Annotated in this window: 11 protein-coding genes; 1 reads left to right on the forward strand and 10 read right to left on the reverse strand. The window is 35.2% G+C overall.

Features of this window, described 5'->3' with window-relative positions; translation table 11 throughout:
• Nucleotides 1-235: 235 nt before the first annotated feature.
• Together OLM54_RS19110 and OLM54_RS19115 are read right to left on the reverse strand one after the other, a co-directional pair.
• A complete protein-coding gene (locus tag OLM54_RS19110; RefSeq protein WP_264536136.1) occupies nucleotides 236-2995 on the reverse strand; it encodes an AsmA-like C-terminal region-containing protein in 2760 nt (919 codons plus the stop codon).
• Between the two features lie 54 nt (nucleotides 2996-3049).
• Nucleotides 3050-3631, reverse strand: coding sequence for a tRNA-(ms[2]io[6]A)-hydroxylase (locus tag OLM54_RS19115; protein ID WP_264536137.1), 582 nt, complete (start codon nucleotides 3629-3631; stop codon nucleotides 3050-3052).
• 113 nt (nucleotides 3632-3744) lie between these two features.
• Here OLM54_RS19115 and OLM54_RS19120 point away from each other — a divergent pair, with 113 nt between their 5' ends.
• On the forward strand, nucleotides 3745-4989 hold the full coding sequence (locus tag OLM54_RS19120) for a glycosyltransferase family 4 protein (protein WP_264536138.1): 1245 nt from the start codon (nucleotides 3745-3747) through the stop codon (nucleotides 4987-4989).
• Here the strand turns inward: OLM54_RS19120 and OLM54_RS19125 are convergent.
• From OLM54_RS19125 to porV, 8 genes are all read right to left on the reverse strand, one after another.
• Nucleotides 4986-5864, reverse strand: a complete 879-nt coding sequence (locus OLM54_RS19125; protein ID WP_264536139.1) for a helix-turn-helix domain-containing protein — start codon at nucleotides 5862-5864, stop codon at nucleotides 4986-4988. The two genes, OLM54_RS19120 and OLM54_RS19125, sit on opposite strands and share 4 nt — an antisense overlap.
• Nucleotides 5865-5874: 10 nt before the next feature.
• Nucleotides 5875-6288, reverse strand: a complete 414-nt coding sequence (locus tag OLM54_RS19130; RefSeq protein WP_264536140.1) for a nuclear transport factor 2 family protein — start codon at nucleotides 6286-6288, stop codon at nucleotides 5875-5877.
• 75 nt (nucleotides 6289-6363) lie between these two features.
• Complete coding sequence (locus OLM54_RS19135; RefSeq protein WP_264536141.1) at nucleotides 6364-6915, reverse strand: carboxymuconolactone decarboxylase family protein; 552 nt, start codon at nucleotides 6913-6915, stop codon at nucleotides 6364-6366.
• A gap of 267 nt (nucleotides 6916-7182) precedes the next feature.
• Nucleotides 7183-9033: a hydrolase/aminopeptidase gene (locus tag OLM54_RS19140; protein WP_264536142.1), complete on the reverse strand. Its 1851-nt coding sequence runs from the start codon at nucleotides 9031-9033 to the stop codon at nucleotides 7183-7185.
• 125 nt (nucleotides 9034-9158) lie between these two features.
• Nucleotides 9159-10805 carry a pyruvate dehydrogenase complex dihydrolipoamide acetyltransferase gene (locus OLM54_RS19145; protein WP_264536143.1) on the reverse strand — a complete coding sequence of 549 codons (1647 nt, stop codon included), beginning with the start codon at nucleotides 10803-10805 and terminating at the stop codon, nucleotides 9159-9161.
• A 6-nt stretch (nucleotides 10806-10811) separates the two neighbouring features.
• Nucleotides 10812-11810 carry a pyruvate dehydrogenase (acetyl-transferring) E1 component subunit alpha gene (pdhA, locus tag OLM54_RS19150; protein WP_264536144.1) on the reverse strand — a complete coding sequence of 333 codons (999 nt, stop codon included), beginning with the start codon at nucleotides 11808-11810 and terminating at the stop codon, nucleotides 10812-10814.
• Between the two features lie 158 nt (nucleotides 11811-11968).
• A complete protein-coding gene (gene cdd / locus OLM54_RS19155; protein ID WP_264536145.1) occupies nucleotides 11969-12451 on the reverse strand; it encodes a cytidine deaminase in 483 nt (160 codons plus the stop codon).
• Between the two features lie 75 nt (nucleotides 12452-12526).
• Nucleotides 12527-13735, reverse strand: coding sequence for a type IX secretion system outer membrane channel protein PorV (gene porV / locus OLM54_RS19160; protein ID WP_264536146.1), 1209 nt, complete (start codon nucleotides 13733-13735; stop codon nucleotides 12527-12529).
• Between the last annotated feature and the right edge of the window lie 16 nt (nucleotides 13736-13751).

Consider the following 13751-nt stretch of genomic DNA (forward strand, 5'->3'; position numbering starts at 1 on the left):
AAAACCCGTTCTGAAAAGAACGGGTTTTTTGTTTTTTATAGTTTTAGCATTTTGTCTTTGCGAGGAACGAAGCAATCACACTAATGATTATTATATATAAAGTTTGATTTTTGTAAATGTGATTGCTTCGTTCCCCGCAATGACTAAACTGTGCAAAAAAAACCTTTATCAAAGTTTTAAACTTTGATAAAGGTCACTATAGGTTTTTAAATAACCAGTAAGATAAAAATGGAATTTAATTTTCTGTATCCTTAGTTTCTTCCAGATCTTCTGTTTTGCGGCCCACTTTTACTTTCGGACTATTCTGTGTTCCGGTAACGGTTAACGGAATTCCAAAAATACCTAGCGGAGGTAAACCTAAACGCATTTTTAAATTCAGTTTTCCGTCTAAGCTTGTAGTTCCTTCAATTCTTGGTCTAAAACCTGCAAATTTAAATTTGAAGCGTTCAACCGTTATGATATTATTTTTGATTTTACTTTTAATTTCCACTTTCGAAAGATCCGGATTTTTCATTGCGTCAGAGCTTGTTTCCTTGCTTACGGCATTGAACATTTTTAATCCTCGCACTTTTACATCTTTTACGGCAAGCGTTCCGCCGCCAACAAGCGATGGGTAAACAGGATCCATATTTCCGTTTAATCTTCCTTTTAACTGATAATCGAGCGATACAATTCCTTGAGCTTTTTCGGCAGCGCTGGCCATTTTTCTAAAAACTTCGATTTCATTATAAGCCCTTTTAATATCAAAATCAGAAGCTTTTATACTATAGTCAAAATTTGCTTTTTGAGGCGTTACAGCCTGATAATTGGCATTCATGGCAACATTACACCCAATTAAATTAAAACCTGTATTCTGCATGCTCAATTTGCCTTTGGTCATTTTTAAATTTCCGGAGGCATTTTGAAGAATCAATTTATCAAAATATACTTTTTGTGCATTTGCCATTAATTGCAAATTCAAATTCGTCGGAATAATTATAACTCCCGTTTGTTTTGCTTCGTTTTGCAAAGCAGGAGTTTCAGTCTTAGTTTCTGTTACAGATGTATTTGCGGGCGTACTCGACATAAATTCGTCAACATTAATATATCGTGCCGAAACCGTAAAAGAGCCTTTTAAAACACCTGTTTTTGTAGTTACATAATTAAAAACGTTTTGTAAATAGCCATTCATTTTAAAATCTGATTGACCGTAAGCGGCCAAAAAGTTATTGAAAGACATTTTATCCTGATTGATTTTGAAAATCCCTTCCTTAATAATGAATTTTTTAGGCAAATATTCAGATGCAATTCCGATATTTCTTAGTTCAAGCGTTCCTTTATTATGAAGTTTGCTGTAATTTCCTTTTTCGGCATCGCTTTGTTTGCCTTTTAAAACCAAATCAGCTTTTACAAAACCATCTAAATCAAGTCCTTTTTGAGAAAAAACTTTATATATTTTACTAACATCCAATTCTCCTTTTGCTTTAACGTCATACGTTAAATCGTCAAAATTGCTTAAATCTGCGGCTACAAAAACCGGTTTTCCTTCAAAGGTAAATTGTGCCGGTTTTAAAGTGACCTTCAAATCCTGAAAAGTTCCTTTTTGATTCTCAATTTTAGACTTTATTAGAATATTGGTAATTGCATTTGGGTAATATTTTGTTTTTAAATATCCGTTCTCCAAATCAATATTTCCATTTGTAACAGGGAAAAGTTTCTTCTTTTGATCAAATTTTCCTTTTGCTTTTACATCACCAAGTAAAATTCCTTTCAGTTCCAAATTTGGAATTCCCAGCGCTTTATTTAGTTTCCCCAGATCCATTTTAGCATTAAAAGCAGCATCAATATCCGGCGTGGTTAAACCTTGCATGTAAAACTTCGATTTTACATAATCGTTATTAATATTTAAGGATATATTTTTAGCATCGACAATTAAAAGTTCAGGATTTAAGGACGGAACTTTTGTTTTTAGTTCTACATTCAGATTCGAAACCGGAAAAGCACTTTTGTTATAATTTATAAAACCATTGTCTAATTTTACGTCTAAATTAAGATCCGGAGCTTTTTTTTGCGAAGCAATATAATCTCCTTTTACGGTTAAAAGTAAATTGGTATTTCCTTTTAATTCTGTTTTAGAAAGCCAGGTAATGTATTTTGGGGGAAAAGCGGTGAAAACATCATTCAGATTACTGTTTTCAGATTTTACAGCCAAATCCATATTGTAACCGTCTTTCAGGAAATTAAAGTTTCCTTTAAAATCGACTACAAGCTGATTTATTTTTAAGTTGTTTTGCTGGAAAAAGAACGATAATGAGTTGATGTTTACTTTCGTAATCAAATCGGCATCAATTTTTTTGTTCATTAAATAAGGTTCTCCTTCATAAACAATATTTAGTTTTTCGACTTTTGCTTTAGAATATAAATCGAAGACGGATTTGTTTAGATCTCCTTTTCCTAAATAATTAAAACCCAAAGCGTCAAAATGAACTTTTGTAGATTGATCATCGTAAATTATCTTACTGTTGATGATTTCAATTCTCTCTAGTTTTAACGCGGTGTCAGAGCTGTCTTTTGTGTTTTTAACGTGCGCTTTAGATTTGTAAATGTTATAATTAGCTTCTCCTTTCGAGTTTACTTTTACGTTGATAAAAGAATCCGACAGATAAATCTGGTCAATTTTTACAGATCTTCCAAAAACCAGACTTGCGACATTTATTCCAAAAGAAACCTCTTTTGCAGTAATGAATTTTTCATTTTTATACGGAGCAGAACCGTTTAAATTTAAATCATTTAAGGTTAACGTTAAAGAAGGAAAATGGCGAAAAAACGATACAGAAACATCAGAATAATTTAATTCTGCGCTTAGCCTTTCGTTCGCCGTTTTTTTGATTTGATCTTTAATCTGATCTTCAAAAACGATAGGCGTTAAAAACAATAATCCCAGAATAACTGCAAAAGTTATTGCCAGGTATTTTCCTGTTTTTAATAAGGCCGATTTAAATTTATTCGTTGACATTTAAAATTGTGGTATTATTTATATTTTTGAAATAGAGTTGATTAGAAGATTTTCTTATCCGTGAACGGTTTCTTTTTTTCCGTAATTAGTAATGATCGAAGCTTCATATTCAATCCATTCTTTCCAGCGTTTATCGATATCTATATTATCTGTATATTTTCTGGCAAAACCTAAGAAAGTAGTATAATGTCCAGCTTCTGAAATCATCAAATCACGGTAAAATTTAGCTAATTCTTCGTCTTTTATATTTTCTGAAAGTACTTTAAAACGCTCACAGCTTCGGGCTTCGATCATGGCCGAAAACAATAAACGATCGCAAAGTGCATCTTTACGGCTTCCGTCTTTTTTCATAAATTTAAAAAGCTCATTTACATAATGGTCTTTTCTTTCGCGCCCCAATGTTAAACCTCTTTTCTTGATAATATCGTGAACCATTTGCAAATGCTCTAATTCTTCTCTGGCAATGACAAGCATTTCAGTTACTAATTCTTCTAATTCAGAATTGTAAGTAACTAAGCTAATGGCATTTGAAGCAGCTTTTTGTTCGCACCAGGCATGATCCGTTAAAATTTCTTCGATATTCGACTCGACTATATTTACCCAGCGAGGGTCTGTAGCTAATTTTAATCCTAACATAATTTTATAGAAAAAAGTTAACTGCAAAATTAGTGTTTTTTATCACCGAAAGTCAGTAAATTAGGTGCAAATCCGCGCAAAATAGTATTATTTTGTAACTTGAAACAAATAAAATGAATCAAACAAAAAAACTTTTAATAATTGGTTTTGTCTGGCCTGAACCAAATTCGTCTGCGGCGGGTGGCAGAATGATGCAATTGATTTCTATTTTTAAGGAAAATGGATTTGAAATTACATTTGCAAGCCCGGCATTAGACAGCGATTTTATGGTTGATTTAGCTGCATTTGGAGTAGAAAAGGTATCAATCGAATTGAATAATTCGAGTTTTGATGATTTTATAACAGCACTAAATCCGGATGTTGTTTTGTTTGATCGCTTTATGATCGAAGAACAATTTGGCTGGCGTGTTTCTGAAAATTGCCCAAAAGCTATTCGATTATTAGATACCGAAGATTTACATTGTTTGCGAACTGCTAGACAAAAAGCTTTTAAAGAAAACAGAACTTTTGAACTTCATGATTTATTATCAGAAGAAGTTGCAAAACGTGAAATTGCCAGTATTTTAAGATGTGATTTGTCATTTATTATTTCTGAATTTGAAATGAAACTTTTAAAAGATGTTTTTAAAATTGATTCGTCACTGCTGCATTATTTGCCTTTTTTAGTTGATAAAATGGCAGAAAATGATCTTTCGAAATTACCTTCTTTTGAAGATCGCAAGAACTTTGTTTTTATTGGAAATTTTCTTCACGAACCTAATTGGAATACGGTTCAATATCTAAAAGAAACAATTTGGACTTTAATTAAAAAGCAATTTCCTGAAGCTGTTTTAGAAGTTTACGGCGCTTATCCATCTCAAAAAGTACTGCAATTGCATCAGCCTAAAAATGGTTTTTTTATTATGGGAAGAGCTGTTGATGCTAATGAAGTGGTCAAAAATGCCCGTGTCGTTTTAGCGCCAATTCGTTTTGGTGCCGGATTAAAAGGAAAATTATTAGAAGCGATGCAATGCGGAACGCCAAGTGTAACTACAACGATTGGTTCTGAAGCGATGCATGATAATTTACCGTGGAATGGTTTTATTGCTAATGAAGCTGAGTTGTTTGCAAAACAAGCGACAGCTTTATATCAAGATGAAAACCTGTGGAAACAAGCGCAAAAAAACGGAATTGCAATTGTGAATTCCTGTTTTCAAAAAGAACAGTTTTCTTCTCAATTAATAAACATAATTAATGGATTGCTAAGTGATTCTGAAAGCCATCGTCTGCATAATTTTATGGGAAGTTTATTGCAGCATCATACTTTAAAAAGCACAAAATATATGGCAAAATGGATTGAGGCTAAGAATAAAAATTAGGCTTCCATTTTTCCAAAACCTACTGTTTCCCGATACAATTGTGGCGAAACATCTGCATTGGTTTTAAAAAATCGGCTAAAATAATGTTCGTCATCATAACCTAATTCATAAGCGATTTCTTTTACCGTTTTATTGGTCATATATAGTTCTCTTTTGGCTTCAATAATTATTCTTTCGGCAATAAGATCTGTCAGTGTTTTGTTAAAATAATTCCTGGATATTTTCGCTAAGGCTTTCGCTGAAATATTCAGCATTTCTGCATAATTTCCTGCGGAATGTTTTGTTTTGAAATTGTCTTCGATGGCATCTTTCAGGTTTTGAAGTATAAAAGGCTCTTTGGAATTGGGTATCGATTTCATTTCTTCTAACTGCTGATTTTTTAATCGTGAAGCTGTAATTAAAAATATCTTCAAGTAGGAAACCAGCGATTCGTATTGTGCCAAATCACTGTTTTGAATTTCTGCTTTCATCTGATCCAAAACCATTTTAAAAGTGGCGGAAGCTTCATCTGTAATTTTTACAAACGGCGGCTGATACACATTATTAAATAAAACACCACTGCACGAAACCTCTTTTTGATGCATGTGAATGCAATAAAAATCAGGATGAAAATGAATTGCAATTCCTTCAATTGGTTCGTTTACACAAAGCATAAAAGGCTGGTATGGAGAAAAGGCGAGGAGCGAGTTTTCTTCAAATTGATGTTCGGCAAAATCAGCTTTTACCTTTCCTTTTCCGTTGGTAACCCAAATTAAAGAGAAAAAATTATTGCGCTGCAAATGATCAAAATGGCTGTTGTCATCAAAGGGAAGTATTTTGAAAGCCAGATTTCCAGTTTGCGGATTTATCAGAGTAAAAACATTTTGACTGCTCATTTGGTGTTATTTATAATTTGCGATCAGTTTCGTTAATTGCTAAATCATTAATGCTGGCAAATCTTTTTTGCATATATCCATTCTCGTCAAATTCCCAAAGTTCGTTGCCATAACTGCGAAACCATTGTCCGGAATGATCTTGCCATTCATATTCGAATCTAACGGCCATTCTGTTTTCACGGAAACCCCATAATTCCTTTTTAAGTTTATAATTAAGCTCTTTTTCCCATTTTTTAGTAAGGAATTGTTTTACTTCTTCACGACCATTAATAAAGTCAGTTCTGTTTCTCCATTCGGTATCAATTGTATAAGCAAGTGCTACTTTTTCCGGATCTTTTGTATTCCATGCATCTTCAGCGATTTGAACTTTTTGAAGAGCAGTTTCCATCGTAAATGGAGGTAATGGATGTCTTTGTAGTTCCATAATTCGTTTTTTTATGATAAAGATAGTCATGAAATAAATCACGACTATCTTTATATATTCTTTTTTTTTTGAAAATTAGTTTTGTAATTCTAAACTTTGAACTGCAGGAAAATCAAGTTCTGTATTGGCAGTATTATTGAAATAGTTGGTTAAAACATTCAAAGCTACGTGTGCAACAGTTTCGGCGATTTCAGCTTCTGAAGCTCCTGCATTTTTAACTGCCTGTACATCTTCGTTGCTTACCAAACCATTTTTACTCACTAATACTTTAGCAAATTTTAAAATTGCATCTGTTTTTGCGTCTGCAGAATTTCCTTTTCTTGCATCTTGTAAAACCTGAGCATCAGCTTTTAGTAATTTTTCGCCAATAAAAGTGTGTGCCGCTACGCAATATTCACATGAATTTTTTTCTGAAATTGTCAAGGCTAATAATTCACCAGTTTTTGCACTTAGTTTTCCGTGGCTTAAAGCGCCGCTTAAATTTAAATACCCTTCTAATACCGCCGGAGAATTTCCCATTGTTCTCATCATATTTGGAACAACGCCTAATTTTGCTTGTACAGCGTTGAATAAATCTTTAGTTTTTCCTGTTACTTCTTCTGGGTTTAATGCTGTTAATCGTGTCATCTTATTTAATTTTTACGTTGTTATTTATTTGTTGTCTTTTGACATTACAAAGATGCGACGATCACAGATTTTAGAACATGGAGAATTTACGCTATGTGATGGACAATTTTCCCGAGGTGTTTTTTTGATAAAAAAATCCCCGATTACACCTTGTAATCGGGGATTTTTAGTTTACAGTTCTCAGTCTCAGTTCTCAGTTGCAGGATCACTGAGAACTGCGACTGCCACTGCAAACTGAGACTGAAAACTGAAAACTGCGACTGTAAACTATTCCAATAAACCTTCAACAGCCTGAACAGTTGTGGCATGATAACCTGATTTTGCTTTATCGAAAATTTGTTTTGCCCAGGTTTTTCCTTTCGGAGTTTTTACTAATTCTTTGTAAAGTGTCATTAAAGATCCGGTTCTGCTTGTTGCAATCATAAACTGTTCAATTGCAGGATAAGCGGTTTTGTATTGATGACGAATTGCCTGAACAAACCATTGACGTTTAATAACGAAGTTTCCGTTTTTAGTAAAACTGAATTCATTATCAATTGCAGCCATTTCTTCAACAGTGATATCTGCGGGTAAATAATCGATAAAATGTTGTTTTTCAGTTGTCGATTTAATCTTTTCGCTTAATCCTTTAACGCCTGATGTTCTCCAGCTTTTCTGAATATTATCTATTGCAGTAAAATCTTCAGATGAAGCTGCAGTAATATTTGAAGGGATTCCCGGTTTGTAAATCCAGTCGTCTAGTTTTATTTTATCAGCAAGGGCTTTGTCTCCTTTTATAAGGTTGTCATTTAGATATTTTACAAAATCTTCTGTTGTGATAGATTGAAAAGCATGCGCATCAAAATAGTTTTTAATAAACGGATCGAATTTTTCACGTCCAACAGCAGCTTCAATTACTTTTAAGAAGTTGTATCCTTTTACATAAGGAATTTGACTGATTCCATCGTCAGGATTTCTGTTCGTAAGGCTTACTTTTAATCGTGTATCTGGGTTTGTAGCGCCATATTCTGCTACATTATCGTCTAAATCTTTACGAGTTAAAACGTTTTGCATTTCAGCCTCTTTTTTACCGAAAATTTCTTCTCCAATTCTGTGTTCAACATACGTTGTGAATCCTTCGTTCAGCCAAATATCGTCCCAGGTTGCATTGGTTACTAAGTTTCCGCTCCAGCTGTGACCTAATTCGTGTGCCAATAAACTGGTTAATGAACGATCGCCGGCAATAACGCCCGGAGTTAAAAATGTTAAGTTTGGATTTTCCATTCCGCCATAAGGAAAACTTGGCGGTAAAACCAAAACATCATAACGTCCCCAGCGATAAGGTCCGTATAATTTTTCTGCTGCGCCAACCATTTTTCCTAATTCAGCAAATTCCCAAGCTGCTTTTTTTAGTAAAGATGGTTCAGCATAAACTCCTGTTCTGTTATCGATTGATTGAAATTCAATATCACCAACAGCAATTGCCATTAAATAAGATGGAATTGCTTTGTCTTGTTTGAAAGTGTAAATTCCGGTGTCATTCTTTTTCTGCGGATTTACTGAAGCACTCATTACTGCCAATAAATCTTTAGGAACGGTAACTTTTGCATTATAAGTAAAACGTATTCCCGGTGAATCCTGACACGGAATCCAGGTGCGTGACCAGATACTTTCGCCTTGAGAAAAAAGAAATGGTTTCTTTTTATCTGCCGTTTGCTGTGGATTTAGCCATTGCAATGCAACAGCATCTTTGGTTGTGCTATAATAGATAGTAACTTTTGTAGTGTTTGGCTCAATTGTAATATGAAGTGGTTTTCCGTGAAATTCAACTGCTGAACCAAGTTCGAATTTTGTTTCTTTTTCATCATCGCCTAAAGTTACTTTGGTAATGTTTAGCGTGTTTTCATCGAAAATAATTTCGTTTCCTTTACTGATGTTGTCAATTTGCCACGAAGCTTTTCCTGAAATGGTTTGTGTATCAAAATCGACTTTGATATCAAGATCCAAATGTTTTACAACGGCAAGATCTGCTTTAGAAAAAGTGTGTTCGTCTTTAACGGCGGTTGTTTTTTCTGCCGGATCTTTTTTCTGACAAGCTAATGCAGATAGAAATAAAGTTACTAAGAATATTTTTTTCATATTTATGAGGTATTGAAATTGAGGGTCTAAATTAAATAAAAAATCCCGTTCTGATTACTCAAAACGGGATTTAAATATAAATAACCTTCTCCCGAAGCTTCGGGACGCTCAGGCTGACAAAAAAATTATGCCAACATTGTAACCGGGCTTTCGATGTATTGTTTTAATGTTTGTAAAAATTGAGCTCCGGTTGCACCGTCAATTGTTCTGTGGTCACACGCTAATGATAACATCATTGTGTTTCCAACTACAATCTGACCGTTTTTAACGACTGGTTTCTCAACAATTGCACCTACAGAAAGGATTGCAGAGTTTGGCTGGTTGATAATTGAATTAAATTCAGTGATACCAAACATTCCAAGGTTAGATACTGTAAAAGTACTTCCTTCCATTTCCTGAGGTCCAAGTTTTTTGTTTTTAGCTCTTCCTGCAAGATCTCTTACGCTGGCACCAATTTGAGATAAACTCATAGCATCTGTAAATTTCAATACAGGAACTACTAATCCGTCTTCAACAGCTACGGCAACACCAATATTAACGTGGTGGTTGATGATAATAGCATCTTCTTTCCATTGAGAGTTAATTTTTGGATGTTTTTTCAAGGCTAAAGCACAAGCTTTAATTACCATATCGTTAAAAGATACTTTTGTATCAGGAACAGTATTGATAGTTGCTCTTGCGCCCATTGCTTCGTCCATATTTACTTCGATCACTAAGTTGTAGTGAGGAGCTGTAAATAAAGATTCTGCCAAACGTTTTGCGATAATTTTACGCATTTGAGAGTTTTTGATCTCTTCTGTGAAAACTTCTCCGGCAGGAACAAATACTTTTGGAGCAGCTGGTGCAGCAGTTTCTGATTTTGCGTCAGCACTTGCAGCTGGTTGCACTTGTGCAGATGGAGTAAAGTTTTCGATATCGCTTTTTACGATACGTCCGTTTTCTCCTGAACCTTTAACCTGGGTTAATTGGATTCCTTTATCAGAAGCGATTTTTTTAGCTAATGGTGAAGCTAAAATTCTTCCTCCGTTTGATGAAGTGTCGGCAGTTGCTTCTGTAGCTTTTTCAGCAGCAGGGGCAGCTTTTGTTTCTTCTGCAGCAGGAGCACTTGCAGTACCTCCGGCAGTATAATTTTCAGCAATTCCGGCGATGTCAGTTCCTGCAGGTCCAATGATTGCTAATAAGCTATCAACAGGAGCAGTATTTCCTTCCTGAATTCCTATGTATAATAAAGTTCCGGCATTGAAAGACTCAAATTCCATTGTAGCTTTGTCTGTTTCAATTTCTGCCAAAATATCTCCTTCAGCAACTGTATCACCTACTTTTTTTAACCAGGTTGCTACAGTTCCTTCTGTCATTGTATCACTTAAACGCGGCATAGTTACTACTATAACACCTTTTGGTAATTCAGTTGCAGCTTTTGCAGGAGCAGCAGTTTCTGTTTTTGTTTCAGCAGCAGGAGCGTCTGTTTTTGGTTTCGAAGCTTCGGGAGCAGCAGGAGCGTCTCCACCAGCTAAAAGTGCTGAAATGTCTTCCCCTTCTTTTCCTATAATTGCTAATAATGCATCAACCGGAGCAGTTTCTCCAGCCTGGATTCCAATATGTAAAAGAGTTCCTTCGTTAAAAGATTCGAACTCCATTGTTGCTTTGTCTGTTTCAATTTCAGCAAGGATATCTCCTTCGCTAATTTTGTCGCCTACTTTTTTAAGCCAGGTCGCTACCGTTCCTTCCGTCATAGTATCGCTCAAACGAGGCATTGTTACTTTTATCGCCATAATATTTTATAGTTTATGAGGTGTAAATGGATAGTCTTCTTGTGCGTATACTACATCGTATAATTGTTGCAATTCAGGATATGGAGATTCTTCTGCGAATTTCTGGCATTCCTCAACTAAGTCTTTAACTCTTTGGTCAATGGCTTCAATTTCTTGTTCTGTAGCATATTTTTGATCCATAATTACATCTAAAACCTGAGTAATCGGGTCAATTTTTTTGTATTCTTCTACCTCTTCTTTAGAACGGTACAATTGCGCATCAGACATTGAGTGTCCTCTGTAACGGTACGTTTTCATTTCAAGAAAAGTTGGTCCGTCTCCACGACGCGCTCTTTCGATAGCTTCGTGCATTGCTTCCGCAACTTTTACAGGATTCATTCCGTCAACAGGTCCGCAAGGCATTTCATATCCTAAACCAAGTTTCCAGATGTCAGTGTGATTTGCAGTTCTTTCAACAGAAGTTCCCATTGCATAACCGTTGTTTTCAACGATAAATACAACTGGAAGTTTCCATAACATTGCCATGTTAAAAGCTTCGTGTAATGAACCTTGTCTTGCAGCTCCGTCACCAAAATAAGTCATGGTAACACCACCTGTTTCAAAGTATTTATCAGCAAAAGCTAAACCAGCTCCTACCGGAATTTGTCCACCTACGATTCCGTGACCTCCGTAAAAACGGTGTTCTTTAGAGAAAATGTGCATAGAACCTCCCATACCTTTAGAAGTTCCGGTTACTTTTCCTAAAAGTTCAGCCATTACGTTTCTGGGATCAACACCCATACCTATTGGCTGCACGTGATTTCTGTAAGCGGTAATCATTTTATCTTTGGTTAGGTCCATAGCGTGCAAAGCGCCCGCTAATACGGCTTCCTGACCATTATATAAGTGTAGAAAACCTCTAACTTTTTGTTGAATGTATAATGCTGCAAGTTTGTCTTCAAACTTTCTCCAAAGCAGCATGTCTTCGTACCACTTTAAATATACTTCTTTTGTAACTTCTTTCATCTGAATTCTTTCTTTTGCTAAAGTTTGTTTGTGTTATCAATTGTTGCCTATAACGCAAAATAGTTTCCTCCCACAAATTTGCGCCCGAAAGGTCGGGATGCAAAAATAAGACATTACATTTAAGAACTAAAATTTAAACGCTACTTTTTGGTTTTTTTTTACAAGAACTTTTTATCAAACATAAAAGGGAGCAAATTTTTAAGGGATGTTGATTTGTAAACTTCGCCTATTTCGCCCATAAAATAGATTTCAATAGGGGTTTCCTGTTTAATCTCATATTCTGCTATTGATTGTCGGCATGAACCACATGGCGGAATTGGAGCTTGTGTCTGATTCGTGTCTGAAGCGGCTGTAATTGCCATTTTTAGTATTTTTGCTTCCGGATAAACACTTCCGGCGTGAAAAATAGCTACGCGTTCTGCACATAATCCTGAAGGATAAGCTGCGTTTTCCTGATTTGACCCCAGAACTATTTTTCCGTTGTCTAAAAGTAAAGCTGCACCAACTCTAAATTGTGAATAGGGAGCATATGCTTTTTTACGAATTTCAATCGCCTGGTTCATTAGGTTTTGAACATCGTTTGGCAGTTCATTTAGTGAATCATATACCAAAAATGATGATGTGACGCTTATTTCTTTCATTATTTTTAAGGGAAAAAAAATCCAAATTTCTAAAATTCAGAAATTTGGATTGTTATTATTGTATATTTTTTTTATTTAATATTCTTCGTATTTGTCGCCAAAGTTAAACGTTAAAGAAAAACGAAGTGTATTTTCTAACGGATTTTTAACTTTTGATGATGAGAATAAGTACGAAACGTCAACTTTTACAGAAGTATATTTGAATCCTGCTCCTAAAGAGAAAAATTGTCTTGCTCCTTTTTCAGGGCTTTCGTGAAAATATCCTGCTCTTACCGCAAATGAATCCTGATACATATATTCGGCTCCAACACTATAAGTTACTTCTTTTATTTCTTCACTAAATCCGCCCGGCGCATCTCCAAAAGATTTAAATATTCCGGAAACCCATCCTATATCTTTATAAGCCTGATAATTTGCAGCATCAGCTTGTGCCTGAGTAGTGTCTCCCGGATCTGTAAAATCTCCGTCTCCATTGGCGTCAACAGCTGTTCCTGGTCCCGGAGGCGTAGGAACTAAAAGTTTGGTAAATTCTACACTAACACCAACTTTATTATAATCATCTAAAATAAAATCAAAACCTCCACCTAATCTTAGGTTTGCCGGCAAAAAGTTAGAACTCAGATCGTCGTTGTCATAACTTATTTTCGGACCTAAATTTTGCATATTAAAACCAGCTCTCCATCTTCCGTTAAAATCACTGTAAGCAATTTCTTCTGATTGATAGAAACCTGCAATGTCTACTGCAAATGAGCTTGCCGCTGATGCATCAACACCGGTTGAAGGAATTTTTAAATTAGAATTGATGTATCTCGCGCCAACAGCCATCGAGAATTTATCACTTAATTTTAAAGAGTAAGATCCGTCTAAAGCAAATTCATTTGGGCTTACTTCTCTTGTAGGTTCGTTGGGATCTCCTGTTTCTCTTAATTCAATTCCGCCAAAACCAAAATAACGAAAACTTGCTGCAAAGGCGCTTCGTTCATTAATCTTGTTGTAATAATTAACTTGTCCAAGAGAGATATCAGTGGCTAAGTCTGTTAAATAAGGAGTATAACTTATTGCAAGACCTTGTGCGTCTGTCGCAAATGCGTATTTTGCCGGGTTCCATTGTTGTGAGTAAGCGTCTGTTGATGTCGCAACTCCCTGATCTGCTAAACCGGCTGCTCTTGCATCGGCTGCAACTAATAAAAATGGTACTCCGGTAGTAACTGGGTTTTCAATATTCTGGGCTTTTGCGTAGGAAATAATTAATAAACAGGTTAATAGTAGTGCTATTTTTTTCATTTATAGATTTAGGTTT

The organism is Flavobacterium sp. N1736 (genome assembly GCF_025947065.1).
Taxonomy (GTDB): domain Bacteria; phylum Bacteroidota; class Bacteroidia; order Flavobacteriales; family Flavobacteriaceae; genus Flavobacterium.

Coding starts and splice junctions, on each gene's coding strand:
- OLM54_RS19110 (WP_264536136.1), bottom strand. CDS start 2,995: ATGTCAACGAATAAATTTAAATCGGCCTTATTAAAAACAGGAAAATAC.
- OLM54_RS19125 (WP_264536139.1), bottom strand. CDS start 5,864: ATGAGCAGTCAAAATGTTTTTACTCTGATAAATCCGCAAACTGGAAAT.
- cdd (WP_264536145.1), bottom strand. CDS start 12,451: ATGAAAGAAATAAGCGTCACATCATCATTTTTGGTATATGATTCACTA.
- OLM54_RS19145 (WP_264536143.1), bottom strand. CDS start 10,805: ATGGCGATAAAAGTAACAATGCCTCGTTTGAGCGATACTATGACGGAA.
- pdhA (WP_264536144.1), bottom strand. CDS start 11,810: ATGAAAGAAGTTACAAAAGAAGTATATTTAAAGTGGTACGAAGACATG.
- OLM54_RS19135 (WP_264536141.1), bottom strand. CDS start 6,915: ATGACACGATTAACAGCATTAAACCCAGAAGAAGTAACAGGAAAAACT.
- porV (WP_264536146.1), bottom strand. CDS start 13,735: ATGAAAAAAATAGCACTACTATTAACCTGTTTATTAATTATTTCCTAC.
- OLM54_RS19120 (WP_264536138.1), top strand. CDS start 3,745: ATGAATCAAACAAAAAAACTTTTAATAATTGGTTTTGTCTGGCCTGAA.
- OLM54_RS19140 (WP_264536142.1), bottom strand. CDS start 9,033: ATGAAAAAAATATTCTTAGTAACTTTATTTCTATCTGCATTAGCTTGT.
- OLM54_RS19130 (WP_264536140.1), bottom strand. CDS start 6,288: ATGGAACTACAAAGACATCCATTACCTCCATTTACGATGGAAACTGCT.
- OLM54_RS19115 (WP_264536137.1), bottom strand. CDS start 3,631: ATGTTAGGATTAAAATTAGCTACAGACCCTCGCTGGGTAAATATAGTC.